22 protein-coding genes are annotated in these 24,258 nt (G+C 67.2%); 20 read left to right on the forward strand and 2 right to left on the reverse strand.

What is annotated here, in order from left to right; translation table 11 throughout:
- Positions 1–20: 20 nt before the first annotated feature.
- Positions 21–2,441 carry a methyl-accepting chemotaxis protein gene (locus AC2EAL_RS19530; protein ID WP_484725906.1) on the reverse strand — a complete coding sequence of 807 codons (2,421 nt, stop codon included), beginning with the start codon at positions 2,439–2,441 and terminating at the stop codon, positions 21–23.
- Between the two features lie 198 nt (positions 2,442–2,639).
- Here AC2EAL_RS19530 and AC2EAL_RS19535 point away from each other — a divergent pair, with 198 nt between their 5' ends.
- The 18 genes from AC2EAL_RS19535 to AC2EAL_RS19620 all read left to right on the forward strand — a co-directional run bounded on the left by AC2EAL_RS19535 (position 2,640) and on the right by AC2EAL_RS19620 (position 20,287).
- Positions 2,640–3,803 (forward strand): peptidoglycan glycosyltransferase FtsW, encoded by a 1,164-nt coding sequence (locus tag AC2EAL_RS19535; RefSeq protein WP_484725907.1) that lies wholly within the window; start codon positions 2,640–2,642, stop codon positions 3,801–3,803.
- A complete protein-coding gene (locus AC2EAL_RS19540; protein ID WP_484725908.1) occupies positions 3,803–4,894 on the forward strand; it encodes a UDP-N-acetylglucosamine--N-acetylmuramyl-(pentapeptide) pyrophosphoryl-undecaprenol N-acetylglucosamine transferase in 1,092 nt (363 codons plus the stop codon). The genes AC2EAL_RS19535 and AC2EAL_RS19540 overlap by 1 nt, the downstream gene beginning before the upstream one ends.
- Complete coding sequence (gene murC / locus AC2EAL_RS19545; RefSeq protein ID WP_484725909.1) at positions 4,891–6,300, forward strand: UDP-N-acetylmuramate--L-alanine ligase; 1,410 nt, start codon at positions 4,891–4,893, stop codon at positions 6,298–6,300. The genes AC2EAL_RS19540 and murC overlap by 4 nt, the downstream gene beginning before the upstream one ends.
- A gap of 52 nt (positions 6,301–6,352) precedes the next feature.
- Complete coding sequence (locus AC2EAL_RS19550) at positions 6,353–6,628, forward strand: DUF2484 family protein (RefSeq protein WP_484725910.1); 276 nt, start codon at positions 6,353–6,355, stop codon at positions 6,626–6,628.
- Positions 6,629–6,707: 79 nt separating this feature from the next.
- Positions 6,708–7,919 (forward strand): APC family permease, encoded by a 1,212-nt coding sequence (locus tag AC2EAL_RS19555; RefSeq protein WP_484725911.1) that lies wholly within the window; start codon positions 6,708–6,710, stop codon positions 7,917–7,919.
- Positions 7,916–8,188: a DUF2484 family protein gene (locus AC2EAL_RS19560; protein WP_484725912.1), complete on the forward strand. Its 273-nt coding sequence runs from the start codon at positions 7,916–7,918 to the stop codon at positions 8,186–8,188. Before AC2EAL_RS19555 ends, AC2EAL_RS19560 begins: the two co-directional genes overlap by 4 nt.
- Before the next feature lie 6 nt (positions 8,189–8,194).
- On the forward strand, positions 8,195–8,461 hold the full coding sequence (locus tag AC2EAL_RS19565) for a hypothetical protein (RefSeq protein ID WP_484725913.1): 267 nt from the start codon (positions 8,195–8,197) through the stop codon (positions 8,459–8,461).
- Between the two features lie 78 nt (positions 8,462–8,539).
- Positions 8,540–8,821, forward strand: coding sequence for a hypothetical protein (locus AC2EAL_RS19570; RefSeq protein WP_484725914.1), 282 nt, complete (start codon positions 8,540–8,542; stop codon positions 8,819–8,821).
- Positions 8,822–9,337: 516 nt separating this feature from the next.
- Positions 9,338–10,177, forward strand: a complete 840-nt coding sequence (locus AC2EAL_RS19575; protein WP_484725915.1) for a hypothetical protein — start codon at positions 9,338–9,340, stop codon at positions 10,175–10,177.
- Positions 10,178–10,298: 121 nt separating this feature from the next.
- Positions 10,299–11,228 (forward strand): UDP-N-acetylmuramate dehydrogenase, encoded by a 930-nt coding sequence (murB, locus tag AC2EAL_RS19580; RefSeq protein WP_484725916.1) that lies wholly within the window; start codon positions 10,299–10,301, stop codon positions 11,226–11,228.
- A gap of 38 nt (positions 11,229–11,266) precedes the next feature.
- The gene (locus AC2EAL_RS19585; protein WP_484725917.1) at positions 11,267–12,187 is read left to right on the forward strand and encodes a D-alanine--D-alanine ligase; all 921 of its coding nucleotides are present in this window, start codon (positions 11,267–11,269) and stop codon (positions 12,185–12,187) included.
- Positions 12,175–13,068, forward strand: a complete 894-nt coding sequence (locus tag AC2EAL_RS19590; protein ID WP_484725918.1) for a cell division protein FtsQ/DivIB — start codon at positions 12,175–12,177, stop codon at positions 13,066–13,068. Before AC2EAL_RS19585 ends, AC2EAL_RS19590 begins: the two co-directional genes overlap by 13 nt.
- Positions 13,065–14,399: a cell division protein FtsA gene (gene ftsA, locus AC2EAL_RS19595; protein ID WP_484725919.1), complete on the forward strand. Its 1,335-nt coding sequence runs from the start codon at positions 13,065–13,067 to the stop codon at positions 14,397–14,399. The genes AC2EAL_RS19590 and ftsA overlap by 4 nt, the downstream gene beginning before the upstream one ends.
- 198 nt (positions 14,400–14,597) lie before the next feature.
- On the forward strand, positions 14,598–16,244 hold the full coding sequence (ftsZ, locus tag AC2EAL_RS19600) for a cell division protein FtsZ (protein WP_484725920.1): 1,647 nt from the start codon (positions 14,598–14,600) through the stop codon (positions 16,242–16,244).
- Between the two features lie 194 nt (positions 16,245–16,438).
- Positions 16,439–17,368, forward strand: coding sequence for a UDP-3-O-acyl-N-acetylglucosamine deacetylase (lpxC, locus tag AC2EAL_RS19605; protein WP_484725921.1), 930 nt, complete (start codon positions 16,439–16,441; stop codon positions 17,366–17,368).
- A 105-nt stretch (positions 17,369–17,473) separates the two neighbouring features.
- Positions 17,474–18,313, forward strand: coding sequence for an outer membrane protein assembly factor BamD (locus AC2EAL_RS19610; RefSeq protein WP_484725922.1), 840 nt, complete (start codon positions 17,474–17,476; stop codon positions 18,311–18,313).
- Positions 18,314–18,352: 39 nt separating this feature from the next.
- Positions 18,353–19,996 carry a DNA repair protein RecN gene (recN, locus tag AC2EAL_RS19615; RefSeq protein WP_484725923.1) on the forward strand — a complete coding sequence of 548 codons (1,644 nt, stop codon included), beginning with the start codon at positions 18,353–18,355 and terminating at the stop codon, positions 19,994–19,996.
- Between the two features lie 129 nt (positions 19,997–20,125).
- Positions 20,126–20,287 carry a hypothetical protein gene (locus AC2EAL_RS19620; protein ID WP_484725924.1) on the forward strand — a complete coding sequence of 54 codons (162 nt, stop codon included), beginning with the start codon at positions 20,126–20,128 and terminating at the stop codon, positions 20,285–20,287.
- Here the strand turns inward: AC2EAL_RS19620 and AC2EAL_RS19625 are convergent.
- Positions 20,284–21,678 (reverse strand): FAD-binding oxidoreductase, encoded by a 1,395-nt coding sequence (locus AC2EAL_RS19625; RefSeq protein ID WP_484725925.1) that lies wholly within the window; start codon positions 21,676–21,678, stop codon positions 20,284–20,286. The two genes, AC2EAL_RS19620 and AC2EAL_RS19625, sit on opposite strands and share 4 nt — an antisense overlap.
- A 96-nt stretch (positions 21,679–21,774) precedes the next feature.
- Here AC2EAL_RS19625 and purQ point away from each other — a divergent pair, with 96 nt between their 5' ends.
- On the forward strand, positions 21,775–22,443 hold the full coding sequence (gene purQ / locus AC2EAL_RS19630) for a phosphoribosylformylglycinamidine synthase subunit PurQ (RefSeq protein ID WP_484725926.1): 669 nt from the start codon (positions 21,775–21,777) through the stop codon (positions 22,441–22,443).
- 46 nt (positions 22,444–22,489) lie between these two features.
- Positions 22,490–24,250: a sensor histidine kinase gene (locus AC2EAL_RS19635; RefSeq protein ID WP_484725927.1), complete on the forward strand. Its 1,761-nt coding sequence runs from the start codon at positions 22,490–22,492 to the stop codon at positions 24,248–24,250.
- The last annotated feature ends 8 nt before the right edge of the window (positions 24,251–24,258 follow it).

Below are 24,258 nucleotides of genomic sequence, written 5' to 3' on the forward strand. Positions count from 1 at the left end.
ATGCCAAGATGTGCACGGCGTCAGGAGGCCGCTTGCATCGTCAGTGCCGGGGTCGTCGGCGTGATGTCCTTCATCGCCGCCTGCCAGCCGGAGAAGCGCGAGACCAGAAGGTTCAGCTCTTCCACCGAATTGGCCAGCGAGATGGTTGCGGCATGCGTCTCTTCGAACATGGCCGCATTGCGCTGGGTCACGCTGTCCATGTCGCGCACCGAGGAATTGACCTCGCGGATGCCCTGTTCCTGCCGGGTCGCCGAATTGGCAATCTCGGCCACGCTGTCGGAAATCGCGCTGACCGACTTGGTGATCGAGGCCACCACGCCACCGCTTTCGCGCATTGCGACCACGCCATCCCGCACGTGCTGGCCGGATTCGTTGATCAGCTGGCCGATCTCGCGTGCCGAATCCGAGGCGCGCTGCGCTAGGGCCCGAACCTCGGAAGCGACGACCGCAAAGCCGCGCCCGCTGTCGCCCGCCCGAGCCGCCTCGACGCCGGCGTTCAGGGCCAGGAGGTTGGTCTGGAAGGCGATGTCGTCGATCACCCCGATGATCCGGGTGATCGCCTCGGACGAAGTCTGGATCCGCTTCATCGCCTCTTCCGATCGGTTGATGATTTCCACCCCGGCCATCGCCTTCTGGGCCGCATCATGCGTCAGGTCGCGGACCGTCTGGATGCTGGAGGTCGTGCTTTCCACAAGCCCGGTCATTTCGGCCATGGTGCCCGAGGTCCGGCTGATCGCGATGGCCGATTTCTCGGTCCGTTGCGCGAGGTCCTCGGTCGCCATGCGGATCGATTCGACGTCGGCACTGATGTGGCCCGAAGCCCCCGAAATCTCGGCCACGATCTTGCGCAGGGCGCGGACCGCGGCGTTGAAGTCCATCCGCAGCTTCTTGTAGCCTTCGGAGAAGAAGCCATCGATGGTCACGTCAAGCTCGCCGTTGGCCATCCGGCGCAGCGACTGCGCCAGATGCTGAACGACCTCATCCTGGGCCTGGCGCTGCTTTTCCTGCGCTTCTTCATGTTCGGCGCGATCACGGTCCTGCTGGGCGCGGAATTCCGCTGCCCGCTGCTGTTCGGCCCGCTCGGCGTCACGCTGGCGCTGGACTTCGGCAATCTCGGCCTCACGCTGGCGTTCGAGCGTGGCAAGACGCTCGGCCTCGGCCTTGTGGGCCTCGTCCTCGGCAGAGCTCAACGACTTGTCCATCGCCTGGAGAGCGCGAGCGATATCGCCGATCTCGTCCCCGCGGTCGGTGTGCGAGACGCTGCGCTGCGGGGCCCGTTGCGCCACCAGATCCATGTCCGAGGTGATCTGCAGAAGCGGCGTGGACACCGACCGGGACGCGGCAACGGCGATGACGCTTGAGACGAGAACCACGGCAAGGCCGATGCCGGCGAACCAGAGCCCCATGACCAGGATCGGGTACATGACCTCGGATTCTTGCAGTTCCGCGGCGATCCACCAGGTGGAGCCATGCACCGAAATCTGGTGCCAGGTGATCCGGACATGTGCGCCTTCGATGCCGGTCGATTTGAACAGGGCGTCCGTGCTTGGGTTTGAGTTCAACAGTGCCAGGGTGTCCGGGGGCACATAGGTCGCCAGCACCTCATTCTGTTCGGTTTCCATGACGTCGCTGCGCAACCGGCCATCGGCACCCACCAGATAGATGCGCAGCGTCGTGTCGGCATGATCTTCCCCGTCGACCGCGTAGTTGATTGCATCGATCGGCATCTGGATCGCGATGACACCCAGCGCTTTGCCCGAGGCGTCGCGCACAGGTGTTGCCATGAAGGCGGCCGGTGCCCCGTTCGACGGCGCGTAGGCAGAGAAATCTTCGAACACCAGGCTGCCGGGTTCGGTCAGGTCCATCGCGCGGTTGAAGGCTGCCGCAAGCCCCGAATCGGCCCATTCCCCGGTCTTCAGGTTGGTGGCAAAGTCGCGTTCCTTGTAGACCGTGTAGACGACGTTGCCCATCGCATCGATCAGGAACATGTCGTAGTAGCCGAAGGCATTCAGCCGGGGCAGGAAGCTTTTCTGCACGGCGGCATGGATCCGGTCGTAGCGGTCAGCGCTGCCGGTATCGATCAGAAGCTGCTTCTTGCCGACCGGATTGGGATTGTCGTCGATATAGCGGCGATGCAGGGCCGCCATCCCGCCGGGTTCGGCGGCAAAGGCCTGCGACATATCGGTAAGCGCCTGGGCAACGGCGGGATCGCTGGCCAGCGAGATGACTTCGCCCGCCACATGGTTGGTCACCTGCGTCACCTTGCCGGCGGCCGCGGTTGTCGCGTGTTCCACGATCATCTCGGTATTCGCAAGGAGGCTGGCGCTTGTCTTCAGGAAGGCCGCCGTTGCCACGAACACCACAGAGAGCAGGCTGAGCGCGATCATCAGCGCGGGCAGCTTGCGGGTCAGTCTGATCGACTTCAAATCCGGAATGCGCATTTGTCATGTCCCATGATCACATCGCGCACATCCTTGACCGCCATTCCTTGACGAAGCGTAAGCCGATGCCTTGCATTTTATCGATCAGGGCTTGGCTATTCCCGCTGGTCAGACCGGGCAAATCCCGCTAGGCTGGCGCGCAAGACCCGGGGGTTACACCCGGGCTTGAGGCAGAGCAGGCGTGACAGGCGGTATTCCATGACTGAAATGGTCTATGGCTCGAATCCGGTGCGGGTTTCCGAGCCGGTCATCCCACGGTGGTGGCGCACGATCGACAAATGGACGCTGACCTGCGTCTTCGTGCTGTTCGGGTTCGGGCTTCTCTTGGGGCTGGCGGCGAGCGTGCCCCTGGCCACGCGCAACGGGCTGGAGCCGTTCTACTATGTGCAGCGCCAGGCCTTCTTTGGCGGCGTCGCGCTGGTGGTGATGCTGGGGATTTCGATGATGCCGCCCGACATGGTGCGCCGCCTGGGCGTCATGGGGTTTGCGGTGTCGATGCTGGCGCTGATGGCCTTGCCGCTGTTCGGGACCGATTTCGGCAAGGGCGCGGTGCGGTGGTTTTCCTTCGGGTTTGCGTCAGTGCAGCCATCGGAGTTCCTGAAGCCCGGTTTCGTGATCGTCGTGGCCTGGCTGATCGCGGCGAGCCAGGATCTGGCGGGGCCGCCGGGCAAGACGATCTCCTTTGCGCTGACGCTGGTCGTGGTGGCGTTCCTGGCGATGCAGCCGGACTTTGGCCAGTCGGCGTTGATCCTGTTCGCCTGGGGGGTGGTCTATTTCGTCGGTGGCGCTCCGATGCTGCTGATCGGGGTCGTGGGGGGCATCACCGCTGCGGCGGGGCTGGTGTTCTATGAGTCGAGCGAACACTTCGCGCGGCGGATCGACGGGTTCCTGTCGCCTGACGTGGACCCGCGGACTCAGCTGGGATACGCGGCCAACGCGATCCAGGAGGGCGGGTTCTTCGGGGTGGGCGTGGGCGAGGGGCAGGTGAAGTGGTCGCTACCGGACGCGCATACCGACTTCATCATCGCGGTCGCGGCCGAGGAATACGGGCTGATCCTGGTGCTGCTGATCCTGGCAGTCTACGGGGTGATCGTGGTGCGGTCCTTGTGGCGGCTGTTGCCCGAGCGCGACCCGTTCGCGCGGCTGGCGGGAGCGGGGCTTGCGTGCATCTTCGGGGTGCAGGCGATGATCAACATGGGCGTCGCGGTGCGACTTCTGCCCGCCAAGGGGATGACGCTGCCGTTCGTGAGCTACGGCGGGTCGTCGGTGATTGCGGCGGGGATCACTCTGGGGATGCTCCTGGCGCTGACGCGAGAGCGGCCTCGGGGCCAGATGAGCGACGTGTTCCGGCGCGGTCGGTGATGGCAAAGCTTCTTCTCATCGCGGCGGGGGGGACCGGGGGGCACATGTTCCCGGCGCAAGCCCTGGCCGAGGCGATGCTGGCGCGGGGGTGGCGGGTGAAGCTGTCCACCGACGACCGGGGCGCACGGTACGCGGGCGGGTTTCCCGAGGCGGTGAGGATCGAGCGCGTGGCCAGCGCGACCTTTGCGCGGGGCGGGGCGGCGGCAAAGCTGATGGTGCCGTTCCGGATTCTGGGGGGCGTGATCGGAGCCATGCTTTCGCAGTTGCGCGACAAGCCGGCGGTGGTGGTGGGGTTCGGCGGATATCCCTCGATCCCCGCGCTGTCGGCGGCCTGGGTCCTGCGGCGACCGCGGATGATCCATGAGCAGAACGGGGTGCTGGGCCGGGTGAACCAGGTGTTCGCGCGCCGGGTGGACAAGGTCGCTTGCGGGACGTGGCCCACCACCCTGCCAGCGGGTGTGACCGGAGAGGCCACGGGCAACCCGGTGCGGCAGGCGGTGCTGGACCGCGCCTCGGCGCCCTATATCCCGCCTGGCGACTATCCGATGAGCCTGGTGGTGATCGGGGGCTCACAGGGCGCTCGGGTGCTGTCGGATGTGGTCCCGGCGGCGGTGGCGCTGTTGCCGGAAGGGCTGCGGGCAAACCTGCGGGTGGCGCATCAGGCGCGGGACGAGGACGGTGCGCGGGCCGCCGAGGCCTATGAGGCGGCGGGGGTGAGGGCGGAGATCGCGCCGTTCTTTGCGGACATTCCGCGCAGGCTGTCCGAGGCGCAGTTGGTGATTTCGCGATCCGGCGCGTCGTCGGTGGCGGACATCTCGGTCATCGGGCGACCGGCGATCCTGATCCCCCTGGCGACGGCGACAGGGGACCACCAGACGGCCAATGCCAAGGGACCATCTGACGCAGGGGCGGCGGTGGTGATCCAGGAGAAGGCGCTTGACGCCAGTGCCCTTGCGGGCCACATCGCCGCGATCCTGGAAGACCCCCACAAGGCCGAGATGATGGCGCGGGCGGCCCTGGGCGAGGGCAAGCCGGACGCGACGGCGCGGCTGGTGGCGCTGGTGGAAGAGTTAGGCGGAGACGCAACATGAACGCAGCAACGAAGCTTCCGCTGGAGCTGGGGCCGATCCACTTCGTCGGCATCGGCGGGATCGGGATGTCGGGCATCGCCGAGGTGCTGATGACGCTGGGCTACCGGGTGCAGGGGTCGGATGCGAAGGCCTCAAAGATCACCGACCGGCTGGTCAAGCTGGGGGCGACCTTCTTCGAGGGGCAGAAGGCCGAAAACATCGGCGATGGTGTCTCGGTCGTCGTGATCTCGTCGGCGATCAAGAAGGGCAACCCGGAGCTTGAGGAAGCGCGGCGGCGCAAGCTGCCAGTGGTGCGCCGGGCGGAGATGCTGGCGGAACTGATGCGGATGCGGTCCAACATCGCCATCGCCGGGACGCATGGCAAGACGACGACGACGACGATGGTGGCGACGCTCTTGGACAAGGGCGGGTTTGACCCGACGGTCATCAACGGCGGCGTGATCCACGCCTATGGCTCGAACGCCCGGGCCGGGGCGGGTGAGTGGATGGTGGTGGAGGCCGACGAGTCGGATGGCAGCTTCAACCGGCTGCCCGCGACGATCGCCATCGTGACCAACATCGACCCTGAGCACATGGAGCATTGGGGAACGTTCGACAATCTGCGGAAGGGCTTTCTGGATTTCGTGTCGAACATTCCGTTCTACGGGCTGGCCGTGTGCTGCACGGATCATCCCGAGGTGCAGGCGCTGGTGGGCCGGGTGACCGACCGCCGGGTGGTGACCTTCGGCTTCAACGCCCAGGCCGATGTGCGGGCGGTGAACCTGCGGTATGAGAACGGCGTCGCGCATTTCGACATCGCGCTGCAGGGCGAGGGCAGCATGATCGAGGGCTGCACCCTGCCGATGCCGGGGGACCACAACGTCTCGAACGCGCTGTCGGCAGTCGCCGTGGCGCGGCACCTGGGGATGAAGAAGGACGAAATCCGCGAGGCGCTGGCCGGGTTTGCGGGCGTGAACCGGCGTTTCACCAAGGTGGCCGAAGTGAACGGGGTCACGATCATCGACGACTACGGCCACCACCCGGTGGAGATCGCCGCAGTGCTGAAGGCCGCGCGTCAGGCGACGAAGGGGCGGATCATCGCGGTCCACCAGCCGCACCGCTACACCCGGCTGTCGAGCCTCTTCGAAGAGTTCTGCACCTGCTTCAACGAGGCCGATGTGGTGGCCATCGCCGAGGTCTATGCGGCGGGCGAGGACCCGATCCCGGGGGCCTCCCGCGATGACCTGGTGGCGGGGCTGATTGCGCATGGCCATCGGCATGCCCGCGCGCTGCAGGACGAAAGCGAGCTGGCGCGGCTGGTGAAGGAACAGGCGCGGCCCGGTGACATGGTTGTCTGCCTGGGCGCGGGGACTATTTCCAGCTGGGCGAATGCCCTTCCGGGCAAACTGATGGGGGCAGCGGCGTGAGAGGGACGATTTTTCTGCGAAAAATCGGATGCCTTTGCCCTGACGCGCGCGGGTGATCGGCTACGTCTCACCGCTGTTCTTCCTGTGCCTCTGGGTTCTGGCGGCGGCTGCGGTCGCCATGCTGCCGATGAAGCGGCAGATGGCGCCGGGGCTGGTCCTTCTGATCCTGGCGCCGATCCTACTGGTCTGGGTCGGCTGGGTGCATGGCTGGGTCTGGCTCCTGGTGGGCCTGGTGGCCTTCGTCTCGATGTTCCGCAACCCGCTGATCTATTTCGTCCGTCGCGCGCTGGGCCGTCCGGCGCCCTTGCCGAAGGACCTGGAGAAATGAGCGGACCGGGGCCGGGCCGGGCAGGGAACCTTGCCGCCGTGCCCGGGTTCACTGGCTTTGCCGCGAGTGGGGCCCCGTGATGGCTGAACACCTGGAGCGCCGTCTGGGCCTTGGACTGCTGACCGCCTATGGCGTGGGCGTCATGGTGGGGGCAGGCATCTATGTGCTGGTCGGCACGGTGGTGGGCCATGCCGGGATCTGGGCGCCCTTCGCCTTTCTGCTGGCGGGCTTGGTGGCGCTGTTTTCCGCGCTGTCCTATGCCGAGTTCGCCACCCGGCTGCCCGAGGCGGCGGGGCAGGCGGCCTATGTCGAGCGGGGCTTCTCTTCTCGCGGGTTCGGCATTCTGGCCGGGCTGGCGATTGCGCTGACCGGGATCATCTCGGCCGCGGCGGTGCTGCGCGGCGGGGTGGGATATCTGACGGCGTTCGTCGACTGGCCGGTGCCGCTGCTGATCCTGCTGATCGGGGTGGTGCTGACTGTGGTGGCGGTGGTTGGCGTCCTGGAAAGCCTGGCGCTGATCGCGGTGCTGACGCTGGTCGAGGTTGCGGGTCTGGTGGCGGTGATCGGGGCGGGGTTCCTGGCCGCGCCGGGCCCGGACTGGGTGGGCCTGGCGGACTTGCCCGCGCCACCCCTGGCGGGGATCGCGGCGGCGATTTCGCTGTCGGTCTTCGCCTTCATCGGCTTCGAGGACCTGACCAACATGGCCGAAGAGGCCAAGGACCCCGAGTGGGCGATGCCGCGGGCGATCCTCTTGGCGCTGGCGATCACGGCGGTCCTGTACATGGCGGTCAGTTTTGCCGCTGTGCGGGTCGTGCCCCACGCCGAGTTGAGCGGAAGCGAGCAGCCGGTGGCGCTGATCTGGGAGCGGGCGATGGGCGGCTCGGCGGTGTTTCTGTCGGCAATTGCCGTGGCGGCGGCGCTGAACGGGGTGTTGGCGCAGATCGTGATGGCGGCGCGGGTGCTGTTCGGGCTGGGGCGGCGGAGCCGGGTGCTGGCGCCGCTGGCAGAGGCGCATGGGCGCTTTGGCACGCCGGCGCGGGCAACGCTCTTGGTCGGCGGGGCGGTGCTGGCCGCGGCGCTGGTGCTGCCGGTCGAGACGCTGGCCAAGGCGGCTTCGGCGGTGCTGCTGGCGGTTTTCGTGGTGGTGAATGCCGCGCTGATCCGCCTGCACCGCCGCGAACCGGAGGCGCCGTTCCGGGTGCCGCGCTGGGTGCCCTGGGCCGGGCTGATCGCGGCGCTTGCGGCGCTGGGTGCGGCGCTGTTCACCATTGTGTCGGGAGAGGCTGCATGATGGGCAATTTCGGTTCGGACCCGGATTACTGGCCGCTTGTGCTGTGCCTGCTCTGGCTGGTCGTGGCCAATGTGATCGCCATGTTCCCCTCACGCGATCATCACTGGAAGGCGGCCTATGTGCTGATCGCGATCGGCGTGCCGCTTCTGGGATGGGCGACCTGGGTTTCGGGTCCGCTGGTCGGGCTTTTGTTGCTGGCCGCGGGGGCCTCGGTCCTGCGTTGGCCGGTGATCTTCCTCTGGCGCTGGCTGCGCCGTCAGTTCGGGTGAGGCGGAATGAACTGGATCTTCTGGGCAATCGGTGCGGTGACGGTGATCCTTGTCGGGGTCATGTCCTATGCGGTGACGCGTCGCTATGGCTGGGGCGCGGCCGTGGTGCTGCCGGTCGCGGCGTTGGCGGCGCTGGTCGGGATGACCTGGCAGGAACAGGGGCTGGACTTCGCCGGGGGGATCGACCTCGTGCAGGAGACGCTGGTCTTCACCGCGCCGGTCCTGGTCGGAGCGGCGGTCGGCATCGTGGTTGCCCTGAGGCGGCGGGCCTGAGGGCGGCTTTTCCCGACTTGTCGCGACCCCCGGGACCGGGCTGATCTGCGGCCTGGGTTTCAGCGGGGGTAGCGTCCGATGGCGGGAGGATTCCTGGTACTGGTCGTCATTGGCCTTGGCTTGGGCGGCTGGGGGGCCTGGGCGGTGGCGCGGCATTTCGGGCTGTGGCCGGGACTGCTCATGCCCGGCGCGCTGGCCGGGATCACGCTGGCGGTAGCCGGAGCACCGCTGGGCCACGCCGAAGAGGCGATGGGCCGTGGGCTGGCGGTCATGTTCATCTGGCTGCCCCTGACCGTCGGGACAGCACTGGCCGCGGCGCTGGGGCTGTACCAGCGCTGGCGGGCGGGGGCGCATGAGTAGGCCAAGTTCGCCGTGCAACCAGGCGGCCCGGAAGGCGTGGAAGATGACCAGACTTCGCCCTGCATGTGGCGTGCCGAGGCTGGATAGCCACTGGGCGGACCTGACGTGGGTTCGGGAGGTTGGGCGGGCGGCATGGCGGGGCCTGCCCGCAGAAGCGGCGGACCATCGCGCCGTTCCGGGCTGGTGCCTGGTGTGTCGGTTCTTCCGACTGAGGCTAGGGTCTAACCGGATCCTGCAGGATTGCGATATCTGGGCAGGGGTGACCCGACTGGGGCGGCGGCCAATAAAGTTGAGACTGCGGGCAGCCGCGTAGATGCTGGGTCAGCGGGGCTGGGTGTGCATGTCACCCGGCGCGCGGCCGATGGCCTGATCGCCTTGAGCATCTGGGTCAGCCTTGACGCCGGAGTTCTTCGGGAACCTGGTGATCCTCGCCGTCAGAGCCAGACCCAGCCGATGAGGGCGGGGGGCAAGGGAACGCGCCTTGCGCACCGAACCCTGGTCGCCGAAACTGCGGCCATGGAAGTGGAAGTCATCAAGGATCGAGAGGGCCTAGCTGCATGGCTGAAGACCCGGCCCCAAGCGACACGACAGGCCGATGACTTGTGCATCGCGACCCGCGCCGCCCTGCGTGTCTGCCCGTTGTGGTCAGGCGCCATGGACGCCGCCTGGGCGCAGGCGGCTGACTTGACTGCGCTGCCAGTGCTTCGGTTTTTGCTGACTTCGGGCTTTGCGCGCCGTTGTCCCAGCGCCGAAGTCAGGGCCGCCGCCGCCCTCGCCGTCAGGGCGCGTGCCGGATTCTCTGCCGTCGCCCGCGCCTGCACTGCCGCCGGTGACCATGCCGCGATTACTGCAGCCCATGCTGCCGCAGACGCAGCTGACGCCGCCGCAGAGACCACTTTCCGGCCAGAGGTTTCCTCTGCCGCGTCCTCTGCCTCTCTGGCTGCGGTCTCTGCTGCCGTCTCTACTCCCGACGCGCGTGCCGCCGCCGACTTCGTTTCGGAACAGGCCCTCTACTCTGCTGGCAATCTCGCAGGCGCCGCTCACTGGACCGCCATTCAGGCCGATGCGCGCGATCTGGCCGCAGGTCGCGATCCCCAGGCCTGCGCCCTTTGGCCCGAGATGCCGCCTGACTGGTTCACTGGCCCCGATACGATGGCCCGCGCAATCTGGGCGCGCGACCACGACACATGGTCCTTCTGGACCCGTTGGTGGGACGGGGTCCTGTCGGGCAGCCAGCTTGACTGGGACTTGCAGCGCCGGGTGGCCCTGATCCCCGACGACCTCTGGCAGGCCGGTCCTGCCGCCCTGGCCAAAGCGGTGCGGCAGATCGAGGGCACGCCATGCACTGCGACCTGAAACGACGCCGAGGAGCGCCCGGTAGACGGCAGGTCGCAAGCCGCGCCAGTATCCTGGCCACAGGTGAACCCCATGGCGGAAGCCCTTGCGTCCGCCCCGTCAGCGCGGCTACCAACCGCGCATGACCACTCTTCCCCCTGTACGCGGCGTGTTGACGCCGGATCGGCCGCTGGCGGACCTCACCTGGTTGCGGGTCGGCGGGCCGGCGGATTGGCTGTTCCAGCCGGCGGACGAGGCGGATTTGTGTGCGTTTCTGGGGGGGCTTGATCCCTTAATGCCCGTGTTCCCGATGGGGGTCGGGTCGAACCTGATCGTGCGGGATGGCGGGATCCGGGCGGTGGTGGTGCGGCTGGGGCGGGGGTTTAATTCGATTGAGGTTCAGGGCGACCGCGTAGTTGCCGGGGCGGCGGCGCTGGATGCTCATGTGGCGCGGCGGGCGGCGGAGGCGGGGGTGGACCTGACCTTTCTGCGGACCATTCCGGGCAGCATCGGCGGCGCGGTGCGCATGAATGCGGGGTGCTACGGGTCCTATGTGGCCGACGTGCTGGAGGAGGTGCGGGTGGTCACGCGGACCGGGGAAGTGGTAACACTGCCTGCCAGCGCGTTGAACCTGCGGTATCGGCAGAGTGATTTGCCGGAGGGCTCGGTCATTGTCTCGGCCACGTTCCGCGCGCCGAAGGGCGATCCGGCGGTGCTGGACGCGCGGATGGTGGAGCAGATTGCCAAGCGGGATTCGTCGCAGCCGACGAAGGAGCGGTCGGCGGGGTCGACGTTCCGCAATCCGGCGGGGTTCTCGTCGACTGGCAAGGCCGATGACACGCATGAGCTGAAGGCCTGGAAGGTGATCGACGACGCCGGAATGCGGGGCGCGCGGGTTGGCGGGGCGCAGATGTCGGTCATGCATTCCAACTTCATGATCAATGCAGGCGGCGCGACGGCGGCGGACCTTGAAAATCTCGGCGAAGAGGTCAGGAAAAAGGTTTACCAATCAAGCGGTATCACGCTAGAGTGGGAAATCATGCGGGTCGGAGAATACTCGCAGGACGAATAAGATCACGGGGCGCAGATAAGCCCCGGATGAGGCAGTGTATGGCGGGCGCATCGAGCAGGATGGCCCCCGAAGTGGCGGTTCTGATGGGTGGGCTTTCCGCTGAGCGGGAGGTGTCGCTTGTCTCTGGGCGCGAATGCGCGGCGGCTCTTCGGGCGGCGGGGTACCGGGTGACGGAGGTCGATTGTGGCCCCGATCTGCCTGCGCGCCTTTCCGACCTGAAACCCGATGTCTGTTTCAACGCGCTGCATGGCCGCTGGGGCGAAGATGGCTGCGTCCAGGGGATGCTGGAGTGGCTGGGCATTCCCTACACGCATTCCGGGGTGCTGGCCTCGGCCCTGGCGATGGACAAGGTCAAGACCAAGGAAGTCTACAAGGCCGCGGGTCTGCCGGTGGTCGACAGCGTGCTGGCCAGCCGCGAGGCGGTGGAGGCGGGGCATGTCCTGCCCGCGCCTTACGTGGTGAAGCCTTACAATGAAGGCTCCTCGGTCGGGGTCTATATCGTCCGCGAGGGGTCGAACGCGCCTCGGCTGGCGGCCTCGATGCCCGACGTGGTGATGGTCGAGGCCTATGTGCCGGGCCGGGAGCTGACGACGACGGTGATGGGAGACCGGGCGCTGGGGGTGACGGATATCATCACCTCGGGCTGGTATGATTACGAGGCGAAGTATGCGCCCGGTGGCAGCCGCCACGAGTGCCCGGCGAAGCTGCCGAAGGATATCGAGGCGGCCTGTCTGGACTATGCCCTGCGGGCGCACAAGGCGCTGGGCTGCCGGGGGGTGTCGCGTACGGACTTCCGCTGGGACGAAAGCCGGGGCCTCGCCGGGCTGATCCTTCTGGAGACGAACACGCAGCCCGGGATGACGCCCACTTCGCTCGCCCCGGAACAGGCGGCGCATCAGGGGATCGGCTTCCCCGAGTTCTGCGCCTGGATGGTGGAGGACGCGTCATGCAATCGCTGAGCGCCCGCCGTCCTACGCGTGTTCGCAAGGACCCCGCGCCGTCGAAATGGGACTACCGGCTGCAAAGGCTGATGCTGACGCCCTATGTGCGCGGCTTCGTCTGGAAGGGCCTGCCGACGCTGGTGGTGCTGGGCGCGGTTGCGCTGTGGTTCAGCCAGGAGCCGAACCGGCAGGCGGTGATCGGGCAGCTGACACATCTGCGCGAGGAATTCGAGGCGCGGCCGGAGTTCCGGGTGTCGCTGGCCCGCGTCGAGGGCGCGTCCGAGGACCTGGCCGAGGCGGTACGGGCCAAGCTGGCGCTCCCGTTGCCGATGTCGTCCTTCGACATCGACCTCGACGCTGCGCGCGACCGGATCGAGGCGCTGGATGCGGTCAAGAAGGCCGACCTGCGGGTGCGGTCGGGTGGAGTTCTGCAAGTTGTCATCACCGAGCGCGTGCCGGTCGCCGTCTGGCGGACCGAGGACGGGCTGACGCTGGTTGACGAGACCGGGCACCGGGTCGCGGGCCTTCGGGCGCGGGCCGACCGGGCCGACCTGCCGCTGATCGCGGGCGAAGGGGCGGATGCCACCACGCCCGAGGCGCTGGAGCTGATCGCCGCCGCTGGCCCGCTGACCCCGCGCATCCGTGGCCTTGTCCGCGTGGGCGAGCGGCGCTGGGACCTGGTCCTGGACCGCGAGCAGCGCGTGCTTCTGCCCGAGACAAACCCGGTGCAGGCGCTGGAACGGCTTCTGGCGCTGGACCATGCGCAGGACCTGATGAACCGAGACATCCTGACCGTCGACTTGCGGTCGGACCACCGCCCCACCCTTCGTCTTACCCCCCATGCCCTGGCCGAGACCCGTCGCGCGCAGGGCCTTGAAACCGTGGAGAACGAACTGTGACCGATCTCTATACTTCCCAGCGTGCGATGCGGAACATGCGCAAGGCCGCGATGCAGCGTGGCGTGATCGCCATTCTGGACGTGGGCACGTCGAAGATTGCCTGCCTTGTCCTGCGGTTCGATGGGCCGGACCGGCTGCGCGAGCAGGACGGCGTGGGCCCAATGGCGGGGCAAAGCCAGTTCCGGGTGATCGGTGCGGCGACGACCCGCTCGCGCGGGGTCCGCTTTGGCGAGATCGCGGTGATGAACGAGACGGAACGCGCGATCCGCACGGCGGTGCAGGCGGCGCAGAAGATGGCGAATGTGCGGGTCGATCATGTGATCGCCTGCTTCTCGGGCGCGGAGCCGCGGAGTTATGGCCTCGCGGGGGAATTGGACCTGCAGGATTCCGTGGTCACCGAGCAGGATGTGAGCCGGGTGCTGGCGTCGTGTGATGTGCCGGACCTAGGCGCTGGGCGCGAAGTGCTGCACGCGCAGCCGGTAAACTTTGCGCTGGACCATCGGTCGGGCCTTGGCGATCCGCGCGGGCAGATCGGGCATCGGCTGGCGGTGGACATGCATCTTTTGTCGGTCGACGGGGATGTGGTGCAGAACCTTTTGTACTGCATCAAGCGCTGTGACCTGGAATTGGCGGGGATTGCGTCCTCGGCCTATGTCAGCGCGATTTCCAGCCTGGTCGAGGACGAGCAGGAATTGGGCGCGGCCTGCATCGACATGGGTGGCGGCGCGACCGGCATTTCGATCTTCATGAAGAAGCACATGATCTATGCGGATTCGGTCCGGATGGGCGGGGATCACGTGACGAGCGATATCTCCAAGGGTCTGCAGATTCCGATGGCCACGGCCGAACGGATCAAGACGCGGCATGGCGGGCTTTATGCGACCGGCATGGATGACCGCGAGATGATCGACATTGGCGGCGACAGTGGCGACTGGGAAAAGGACCGGCGGCAGATTTCCCGGACCGAGTTGATCGGGATCATGCGGCCGCGGGTCGAGGAGATCCTGGAGGAAGTGCGCGCAACGCTGGACGTGGCGGGGTTCGACACGCTGCCGAGCCAGCAGATCGTGCTGACGGGTGGCGGCAGCCAGATTCCGGGCCTCGATGGCATCGCGACGCGGGTCCTGGGCCAGCGGGTGCGGCTTGGGCGGCCCCTGCGGGTGCAGGGTCTGCCGCAAGCGGCGACGGGAGCGGCTTTTGCCTCGGCCGTGGGTCTGTGCCTGTTCGCGGCGCATCCGCAGGACGAATGGTGGGACTTCGAGATTCCCACCGAGCGCTATCCGGCACGTTCGTTGCGGCGGGCCGTCAAATGGTTCAAGGACAACTGGTGACCACTATATCCACGCCCTCAGGGCGAAATACCGCTGAATTCGGGGGTTTGACCCCCAGATTTCGTGGTTTGACGCGAGTTTTCGCGTGACGTTTTGAAACGTTGTGGATAGAATCGGGGATAAGTCGGCCTTCCGCGGGGATTTAATGGCGGAAAGGACCGGAAACAGGCGGCGGACAAACGGACAGGCAAACCAACAATGGCACTCAATCTGACGATGACTTCGGAGCGTGAAGAGCTGAAGCCCCGCATCACCGTGTTCGGTGTGGGCGGTGCAGGCGGCAACGCGGTGAACAACATGATCGACAAGGCGCTGGAAGGCGTCGACTTTGTCGTGGCGAACACCGACGCGCAGGCCTTGCAGCAAAGCCGGGCAGGATCGCGCATCCAGATGGGTGTGAAGGCGACGGAAGGTCTGGGCGCGGGGGCAAGGCCCTCGGTCGGGGCGGCGGCGGCGGAAGAGACGATCGAAGAAATCGTCGACCACCTGGCAGGCGCGCACATGTGCTTCATCACCGCGGGCATGGGCGGCGGCACCGGGACGGGTGCGGCGCCGATCATCGCGCAAGCCGCGCGGGAGCTGGGCGTCCTGACAGTGGGCGTGGTGACCAAGCCCTTCCAGTTCGAGGGCCAGAAGCGGATGCGCCAGGCCGAGGAGGGGATCGAGAGCCTGCAGAAGGTCGTCGACACCCTGATCATCATCCCGAACCAGAACCTGTTCCGGCTGGCGAACGAGCGGACCACCTTCACCGAAGCCTTCGCCATGGCTGACGATGTCCTCTATCAGGGCGTCAAGGGCGTGACCGACCTGATGGTGCGACCGGGCCTCATCAACCTCGACTTCGCGGACGTTCGCGCGGTGATGGACGAGATGGGCAAGGCGATGATGGGCACCGGCGAGGCCACGGGCGACGACCGGGCGATCCAGGCGGCCGAGAAGGCGATTGCCAACCCGCTTCTGGACGAGATCAGCCTGAACGGCGCGAAGGGTGTTCTCATCAACATCACCGGCGGCCATGACCTGACGCTGTTCGAACTGGACGAAGCCGCGAACATCATCCGCGAGAAGGTGGACCCGGAGGCGAACATCATCGTCGGTTCCACCCTGGACACCGCGATGGAAGGCCGTATTCGTGTGTCGGTCGTGGCGACCGGGATCGATGCCAGCGCCGCGAACAAGGCCGAGACGCCGGTCGCGCGCCGCAGCATGGGCACGCCGCTGACGCTGAGCCCGGTGCAGCACCAGCCGGAAGCGCCGCGTGCGGCCGCCCCGGTCTACACCCCGGCGCCCGAGCCGGTGATGGAAGAGCGTGCGGTCTTCGAGGAAGAAGTCGAGACGGTGGCCGATGCGGCCTTCGACGCGGCGGCCTCGAAGGCGGACATGGACGCGGACGCCATGGCGGTCGAGGACGACCTGCCGCCGCCGGCCTATCGCCCGCAGCCGGCGCCCCAGCCGACGCTGATCCGGTCGACCCCGGCAGCCATCGAAGCCGACCCGAGCGACTTTGTCGCGCCGCGTCCGCGGGTTGCCGGCCAGCCCTCGCCCGAGGCCCTGGCCCGGCTGCAGGCGGCGGTCAGCCGTCCGGGCAGCGCGCCTGCGAAGTTCACCCGCCCGACCCCGGTTGCGGCGCCGACCCCGGCCCCGGCCCCGGCGGCTGCCGCGAAGCCTCGGTTCGGGATCGGGTCCCTGATCAACCGGATGGCGGGCCACCTGGAAGCGGCCAGCCCGACGGCCCCGGCCGCGCGCGCCCAGCCGCCGGTGACCTCCTACGACGACGACCACGACATGGGTTCCGATCAGGACCGGATCGAGATTCCTGCCTTCCTGCGCCGCCAGGCCAACTGAAAAGAACGCGGCAAACTACCAGAGACTGGCCCGGGAAACCGGGCCTTTTCCTTTACAGACCAATGACTTGCCGAACATTTCAAAGCTGTCACATACCGTCACAAAGAGTGAGTTGAGCTCAGGCGTCTTAACGAATAGCTAACACTCAACCGGAAGCAGGCGTCGAACCTGCCCGGCATGAGGTTAGGCGAGACGTGCAGAATACGCTGAATTCCCCTGCGACCTTCACTGGGCTTGGCCTGCACACGGGCCTGCCCGTGCGGATGGTCGTGCGCCCGGCACCGGCAGATCATGGCATCTGGTTCCGGCGCACGGATGTTGCAGGCAAGGCGGCGCTGATCCCGGCGCGCTGGGATGCGGTGATGCCCTCGCGGCTGTGCACGGTTATCGAGAATGACGCGGGCGTTTCGGTTTCCACCATCGAGCATGTGATGGCGGCGCTGGCGGGCTTTGCGATCCACAACGCGCTGATCGAGATCGACGGGCCGGAAGTGCCCATCCTGGACGGCTCGGCCGTGCCGTTCATTGAGGGCTTCATGGCCGCCGGTCTGGACGAGCAGGACCAGCCGGTCCGCGCTGTCCGCGTCCTGGCTTCGGTTGAAGTGCGCGAGGGTGACGCGGTTGCCCGGCTGGAACCGGCGGACATGCTGGAAATCGACTTCCGCATCGACTTTGAAGACGCGGCCATCGGCGTGCAGGCGCGACGCCTGAACATGGCGAATGGCGCCTTCGTGCGCGAGCTGTCCGACAGCCGCACCTTCTGCCGTCAGGCCGATGTCGACGCGATGCGGGCGAACGGGCTGGCGCTGGGCGGCACGCTGGAGAACGCGGTTGTGATCGACGGCGACCGGGTGCTGTCGCCGGGCGGTTTACGTCATGCCGACGAACCCGTGCGGCACAAGATGCTGGACGCGGTGGGTGATCTGGCCCTGGCCGGGGGCCCGATCCTGGGCCGCTATGTCGGCGAGCGGGCCGGTCACGCGCTGACCAACCGCCTGCTGCGGGCGCTTTTTGCCGATGCCACGGCCTACGAGATCGTCGATTGCGGGCCGCGCACGCTGGGCAAGCTGCCGGGCGTGGGGGTCCATGCGGGCGATCTGCCGGTGCGCCACGTCCAAGTCTGAACCTGCGCAAAGTCACGAAAGGCGTTTTGCGCGCCGGATTTTTCTGTGCTAGGACGGGCCAAACATAGGGCGAACCGCCCGGGCTGCAGGTTGGATAGGCAAAGAATGTCAGGCAGAAGGCCCGGCGCAGGGTTTGTTGGAGCGGCGGTTCTGGTTGTAATGCTGGCCGGCTGCGGCGGCGGTCAGCAGGAACGCGCGCTGGACAGCTATACCGCCGAAGAGATCTACAAGAAGGGTGAGCTGGAGCTGGAAACCGGCAAGCGTCCGAAGGATGCGCTGGTCTACTTCCAAGAAGTCGAACGGCTGTACCCCTATACCGAATTCGCCAAGCGCGCCCTGATCATGCAGGCCTTCACCCATCACAAGGCCAAGGAATACCCCGAGGCCCGCGATGCGGCGCAGCGGTTCCTGGACTTCTATCCCGGCGACGAGGATGCGCCTTACGCGCTCTATCTGATGGCGCTGTCCTATTACGACCAGATTGACGACGTGGGCCGCGACCAGGGCATCACCTTCCAGGCGCTGCAGGGCATGCGCGACGTGATCGAGACCTATCCCGACAGCGAATACGCCCGGTCGGCCATTCTGAAGTTCGAATTGGCCTTCGACCAGCTGGCCGCGAAGGAGATGGAAGTCGGGCGCTACTATCTGAAGCGGCGGCACTATGCGGCGGCGATCAACCGGTTCCGGACCGTGGTGGCGGATTTCCAGACCACCACCCAGACCGCCGAGGCGCTGCACCGGCTGGTGGAATGCTATCTGGCGCTGGGTCTGACCGACGAGGCGCAGACGGCAGGGGCGATCCTGGGCTACAACTACCAGGCCTCGCCGTTCTATGACGACACGTTCCGCCTGCTCAAGGGCAAGGGTCTGTCGCCGGAGGCCAAGGGCGAAGGCTGGCTGCGCACGATCTATCGCCAGATGGTGAAGGGCGAGTGGTTGTAACGATGGTGCGCAATGAATGCGCACCCTACGGGCCGTTCGATGCTGCGTAGCCTGGATATCCGCGATGTCCTTATCATCGACCGGCTGAGCCTGGAGCTTGAGCCGGGTCTGAACGTGCTGACCGGCGAGACCGGGGCGGGGAAGTCGATCCTGCTGGACGCCTTGGGCTTCGTGCTGGGCTGGCGGGGGCGGGCGGAACTGGTGCGCCAGGGCGCGGCGCAGGGTGAGGTGACGGCGGTCTTCGATCTGGCCCCGGCCCATGCGGCGCGGGCTGTGCTGGAGGAGGCGGGGATCGAAGCCGAGGACGAGCTGATCCTGCGGCGGGTCAATGCCTCGGACGGGCGGAAGACGGCCTTCGTCAATGACCGGCGGGTTTCGGGCGAGGTCTTGCGGGACCTGTCGGACACGCTGGTGGAACTGCATGGGCAGCACGACGACCGGGGGCTGTTGAACCCGCGGGGGCATCGGGCGCTGCTGGATGCCTTTGCGGGCCTGGATTTGTCTGGCCTGCGGGCAGCTTGGGCGGCGCAGCGGGAGGCGCGTCAGGCTTTGGCCGAGGCAGCGGGGGCCTTGGCACGGGCGGCGGCCGAGGAAGAGTTCCTGCGCCATGCGGTGGCAGAGCTGGACAAGCTGGATCCGCAACCCGGCGAGGACGAGGCGCTGGATGCGCGGCGGCGGCTGATGCAGGGCGCGGGCCGCATTCGTGAGGACGTGGCGAAGGCGCTGATGGCCCTGTCGGACGAGGGCGCCGAGGGCCGGATGCGCGATGCCTTGCGCTGGCTCGATGGCGCGGCGGAGAAGGCCGAGGGGCGTCTGGACGCGCCGATGGAGGCGCTGAACCGGGCGCTGATCGAGCTGGGTGAGGCGCAAGGCGGGGTGGAGCGGGCGCTGGAGGCGCTGGACTTCGATCCAGGCGAGTTGGAGCGGGTCGAGGAGCGGCTGTTCGCGATCCGGGCGCTGGCGCGCAAGCATGGGGTGCTGGCGGACGATCTGGGCGGTTTTGCCGAGGGGCTGCGGGCGCGGCTGGCTGCGATTGATGGCGGGGCGGCTGGCCTGGCCAAGTTGGGTAAGGCGGTGGCCGAGGCGGAGGAGGCCTATGCGGCCGAGGCGGCGCGGGTGACTGCGGCGCGGATGAAGGCGGCGAAGAAGCTGGATGCGGCGATGGCGGCGGAATTGGCGCCGCTGAAGATGGAGCGGGCGGTCTTTGCGACCGAGGTCACGGGCGGCGAGCCGGGGCCGGAGGGGGTGGATGCGGTGACCTTCACGGTGGCCACCAACCCCGGGGCTCCTGCCGGGCCGCTGAACCGGATTGCCTCGGGCGGGGAGCTTAGCCGGTTCCTGCTGGCGCTGAAGGTGTGTCTCACGGGGGACAGCCCGGGCCTGACGCTGATCTTCGACGAGATCGACCGGGGCGTTGGCGGGGCCACGGCGGATGCGGTGGGGCGGCGGTTGAAGGCGCTGGCGCAGGGCGCACAGGTGCTGGTGGTCACGCATTCGCCACAGGTGGCGGCCTTTGGCGCGCGGCATTGGCGGGTGGAGAAGCGGGTGGCGAAGGGGCAGACGCTCTCCACCGTCACGGGCTTGGGGCCGGAGGAGCGGGTCGAGGAGATCGCCCGGATGCTGGCGGGTGACACGGTGACCGAGGCCGCGCGGGCGGCGGCGCGGGCCTTGCTGCAGGGTTAGGCGGTTCGCGTAAAGTGGCGGCGCAATTGTGGCGACTGTTGCGTCTGCTGCATGGCGGGGTTCTCGGCTTGGACCTACAATGCTGCGCTGCAGCGTCCTATCTTCTGGGCAAGAAGAAAGGACATCATCATGTTCAACCTGTTCAAATCGCTGGTTTCCGGGAAAGCCTTCCCCCGCATCGCCGACTTGGAGCGCGCCTATCTGGACGCCTCGGTCAGCCGCATCGACCTGGAACGCCGCCAGCGTGAGATCGACAATGGCCTGTTTCGCCGGTCAAGCTTTGATCTCTAGTCATGCCTGAAGCTCATGGCTGACGGGGGGACAACCTTCCCCGGGTTCATGAGGTTCAAGGGGTCAAGCGCGGCTTTCACCGCGCCCATGACCTGCCAGCCCGCGCCATGCTCGGCTGCCATGAGGCCGAGCTTGCCGAAGCCCACGCCGTGCTCACCCGTTATCGTGCCGCCTAGACGGAGCGAGCGTTCTGCCATCCGCTGCGCCAGCGCCTTGGCGGCTGCCGCCTCGTCGGGCCGCGCGGGTTCCACCATCAGGATCGCATGGAAATTGCCGTCGCCGACATGACCGAGGATCGGGCCGGGAATGCCTGACGCGGCGATGTCGGCGCGGGTTTCCTCCACCGCTTCGGCCAAGCGCGAGATCGGGACGCAGACGTCGGTGACAATAGCCCTTGCCCCCGGTCGGGACGCGAGGATCGCCCGATAGGCGCTGTGGCGGGCCGCCCAGAGGCGGGTGCGGCCTTCCTGTTTCTCGGCCCAATCGAGGCCCTTGGCCCCGTGGTCCGCAGCCAAGGCGCGGAAACGGGTGACGTCTTCGGCCAGGCCTTCGGGGTGGCCGTGGAATTCCACCAGCAGCTGCGGAGCGAGGGGGAGGGAAAGGCGCGAGTAGGCGTTGCAGGCGGCGACGGTGTCTGCGTCCAGGAACTCGATCCGCGCCGGGGTCAGGCCCATCTGCATCGTGGCGATGACGCAGTCGACGGCGGCCCCGACGGAGGGGAAGGCGGCGACGGCTGTCATCACCGCCTCGGGCTGGCCGTGGAGTTTCAGGGTAAGCTCGGTGATGAGTCCGAGGGTGCCTTCGGAGCCGACGAAAAGCGCGGTCAGGTCGTAGCCGGAGGAGGATTTGGGCGCGCCGGTGCCGGTGCGGATGACCTCTCCGCTGGCGAGAACCACTTCCAGCCCCCGGACATTGTCGCGCATCGTGCCGTAGCGGACGGCGGTGGTGCCCGAGGCGCGGGTGGCGGCCATCCCGCCGAGAGAGGCGTTTGCGCCGGGATCGACGGGGAACATCAGGCCGGTGGTGCGGAGTTCGGTGTTGAGGGCTTCGCGGGTGATGCCGGGCTGGACGCGGACGAGGCGATCCTCGGGGTGGATTTCGAGAACGGCGGTCATGTCGCGGAAGTTGACGACGACACCCCCGGCAACGGCCAGTGCGTGGCCTTCAAGCGAAGTGCCCGCGCCCCAGCCGATCAGGGGGACGCGGTGGGCGGTTGACCAGCGGGCGAGGGCGGCGACCTCATCCGTCGCGCGCGGGAAGACCACGGCGTCGGGCAGGCCTGCGGAAACGAGGCTTTCGCTTTGGGCGTGTTCGGATAGGACCGGAGCCGCGACGGACAGCCGGTCGCCGAACAGCGCGCGGAGGGCGGAGAGAGTGGTATCGTCGAGCATTTCCGCAGCCTAGCGGCTTTGCGGGGCGGCACAAGCTCTGGCCCTTTTTCACGCAACCGGCTATCAGGCGGCCATTCCAGAAAAGGAGTCGCCCCGATGAAAGCTGCCGTCGTCACCTTCCCGGGTTCGAACTGCGACCGTGACCTGGCCGTGGCCTTCGCAGGCGCAGGGTTTCAGGTGGCGCTGGTCTGGCACAAGGATACGGACCTGCCCGCGGGCGTGGACGTGGTGGGGGTGCCGGGCGGGTTCAGCTTTGGCGACTACCTGCGCTGCGGGGCGATTGCGGCGCAGTCCCCGATCTCGAACGCGATCCGGGCCCATGCGGAAAAGGGCGGCTATGTGCTGGGCATCTGCAACGGCTTCCAGGTCATCACCGAGATGGGCCTTTTGCCGGGGGTGCTGATGCGGAACGCCACGCTGAAATTCGTCTGCCGGACGGTCGGTCTGCGGGTCGAGACGGCACAGTCGGATTTCACCAGCGCCTACCGCAAGGGGCAGGAGATCCAGGTGCCGATCGCGCACCACGACGGCAACTACACCATCGACGAGGCCGGGCTGGCCCGCCTGCGCGGCGAGGACCGGATCGCCTTCACCTATGCGCAGAACCCCAACGGCAGCATGGGCGACATTGCGGGAGTCCTGTCGGAAAACCGCCGGGTGCTGGGAATGATGCCGCATCCCGAACGCGCAACCGAGGCTGCGCTTGGCAGCAGCGATGGCAAGGGGCTTTTCGCCTCGTTGATGCGCGGGATGGCGCTGGCCTGAGCCCCATCGGCTTGAGGCTGCATCTGGCGGGGCCTACTCTGCCCGCATGACCGCAACCGATCCCAGCACGATTTCCGCCACGCCGCCGGGCCTGCCTTGGCGTGCCAAGCTGGTGGTCGTGCTGCTGGTGATCCTGGCGGTGGTGGTGGTGCTGGTATCGAACCGGCTGTTGACCGACCGCTACACGGCCGACACGCGCAGCCGGGCCGAGGTGCGGCTGGCGCTGTACACCGGCAACCTGATGGCCGAATTACAGCGAACCTCGGTCGTGCCGCTGCTTCTTGCCAGCGACCCGGACCTGGTGTCGGCCCTGGAAAGCGGGAACTTTTCCGGCACCTCGGCCAAGCTGATCAAGCTGCAGGCGGAACTGGGTGTGGCCTCGATCCGGCTGGTTGATGCGGATGGCCGGGTGGTGGGGGCGACGAACCGCAACCTTCTGGGCACCAGCCACCGCAATTCGACCTATTTTGTCGAGGCGCAGCGGTCGAAGGACACGATTTTCTCTGCGGTCCGGCGCGATACCGGCGGCTTCGACTTCCTGTATTCGCGCAAGGTGATCGATGGGGCGACGACGCTGGGGGTGATCCTCGTCTCGGTCGACCTGATGAAATACGAACGCGCCTGGGCGGGCCTGCAGGACGCGATCATGGTGACCGACACCGAAGGCACGGTGATGCTGGCGACCGAGCCGCGCTGGCGGGGCCTGCCGGCCAGCGAGGCGTTGGCGTTGCGCGATCCGCCCTCGGCGATCGCACGGGCCTTGCAGGCAACAGCGGAATGGACGCAGGACCCGCCCGACGCCTATGTGCGCGGCGAGGCGGTGATGCGGACCGAGGCGCGGGTGCCCTTCCGCGGCTGGAAGATCGCGACCTTCACCGCCTATCGGTCAGTGCGCGACCAGGTGAACGGGATCCTGGCGCTGGAGATCATGGGCTTTGCCATCCTGATGGCTTTCACCTTCTACCTTCTGTCCCGGCGCGCCTGGTCGCGGTCGCTGTCCTATCAGCGGGAATCGGCGGAACTGCGGCTCTTGAATGCGCGGCTGCAGCGGGCGATTGCGGAACGCGAGAAGGTGAAGAAGGACCTGGAGGTCGCGGAACTGACGCTGGCGCAGTCGTCCAAGCTGGCGGCTTTGGGTGAGATGTCGGCGGCCGTCAGCCATGAGCTGAACCAGCCGCTGGCGGCGATGAAGACCTACCTCGCGGGGGCGCGGCTGTTGTTGCAAAGGAAGCGGCTGGACGAGGCGTTGTCGTCCTTCCAGCGCGTGGACGATCTGATTGAGCGGATGGGCGCGATCACGCGGCAGTTGAAGTCCTACGCGAGGAAGGGCGGCGAGGCCTTTGAAGAGGTTGATCTTCGGGCCTGTGTCTCCTCGGCGCTGGCGATGATGGAGCCGCAGCTTAAGGCGCGGGTGGTCAAGATCAGTCGGGGGATGCCCCGGCAGGCGGTGATGGTGATGGCCGACCGGCTGCGGCTGGAACAGGTGATCATCAACCTGCTGCGCAACGCGCTGGACGCGACGAAGGACACCAAGGACCCGCAGATCGACATCCTGTTGTCGGCGGGCGAGACCGCGACGCTGACGGTGCGCGACAATGGCTCGGGGATCACCGATCTGGAGAACCTGTTCGAGCCTTTCTACACGACGAAGAAGCCCGGAGAAGGCGTCGGGCTGGGTCTGGCGATCTCCAGTGGCATCGTCACCGACCTGGGCGGTCGCCTGACCGCGCGGAATGGCGAAGGCGGCGGGGCCGTGTTCGAAATGCAATTGCCGATCCTGGGCAGCAAAGTGGAAGCAGCAGAATGAAGAGGTCC

The sequence above is a fragment of the Tabrizicola sp. T74 genome, from assembly GCF_057219935.1.

Coding starts and splice junctions, on each gene's coding strand:
- AC2EAL_RS19620 (WP_484725924.1), top strand. CDS start 20,126: ATGTTCAACCTGTTCAAATCGCTGGTTTCCGGGAAAGCCTTCCCCCGC.
- AC2EAL_RS19635 (WP_484725927.1), top strand. CDS start 22,490: ATGACCGCAACCGATCCCAGCACGATTTCCGCCACGCCGCCGGGCCTG.
- murB (WP_484725916.1), top strand. CDS start 10,299: ATGACCACTCTTCCCCCTGTACGCGGCGTGTTGACGCCGGATCGGCCG.
- murC (WP_484725909.1), top strand. CDS start 4,891: ATGAACGCAGCAACGAAGCTTCCGCTGGAGCTGGGGCCGATCCACTTC.
- recN (WP_484725923.1), top strand. CDS start 18,353: ATGCTGCGTAGCCTGGATATCCGCGATGTCCTTATCATCGACCGGCTG.
- AC2EAL_RS19565 (WP_484725913.1), top strand. CDS start 8,195: ATGAACTGGATCTTCTGGGCAATCGGTGCGGTGACGGTGATCCTTGTC.
- AC2EAL_RS19555 (WP_484725911.1), top strand. CDS start 6,708: ATGGCTGAACACCTGGAGCGCCGTCTGGGCCTTGGACTGCTGACCGCC.
- AC2EAL_RS19535 (WP_484725907.1), top strand. CDS start 2,640: ATGACTGAAATGGTCTATGGCTCGAATCCGGTGCGGGTTTCCGAGCCG.
- AC2EAL_RS19575 (WP_484725915.1), top strand. CDS start 9,338: ATGGAAGTGGAAGTCATCAAGGATCGAGAGGGCCTAGCTGCATGGCTG.
- AC2EAL_RS19610 (WP_484725922.1), top strand. CDS start 17,474: ATGTCAGGCAGAAGGCCCGGCGCAGGGTTTGTTGGAGCGGCGGTTCTG.
- purQ (WP_484725926.1), top strand. CDS start 21,775: ATGAAAGCTGCCGTCGTCACCTTCCCGGGTTCGAACTGCGACCGTGAC.
- AC2EAL_RS19530 (WP_484725906.1), bottom strand. CDS start 2,441: ATGCGCATTCCGGATTTGAAGTCGATCAGACTGACCCGCAAGCTGCCC.
- ftsZ (WP_484725920.1), top strand. CDS start 14,598: ATGGCACTCAATCTGACGATGACTTCGGAGCGTGAAGAGCTGAAGCCC.
- AC2EAL_RS19585 (WP_484725917.1), top strand. CDS start 11,267: ATGGCGGGCGCATCGAGCAGGATGGCCCCCGAAGTGGCGGTTCTGATG.
- AC2EAL_RS19540 (WP_484725908.1), top strand. CDS start 3,803: ATGGCAAAGCTTCTTCTCATCGCGGCGGGGGGGACCGGGGGGCACATG.
- AC2EAL_RS19625 (WP_484725925.1), bottom strand. CDS start 21,678: ATGCTCGACGATACCACTCTCTCCGCCCTCCGCGCGCTGTTCGGCGAC.
- AC2EAL_RS19570 (WP_484725914.1), top strand. CDS start 8,540: ATGGCGGGAGGATTCCTGGTACTGGTCGTCATTGGCCTTGGCTTGGGC.
- AC2EAL_RS19560 (WP_484725912.1), top strand. CDS start 7,916: ATGATGGGCAATTTCGGTTCGGACCCGGATTACTGGCCGCTTGTGCTG.
- AC2EAL_RS19590 (WP_484725918.1), top strand. CDS start 12,175: ATGCAATCGCTGAGCGCCCGCCGTCCTACGCGTGTTCGCAAGGACCCC.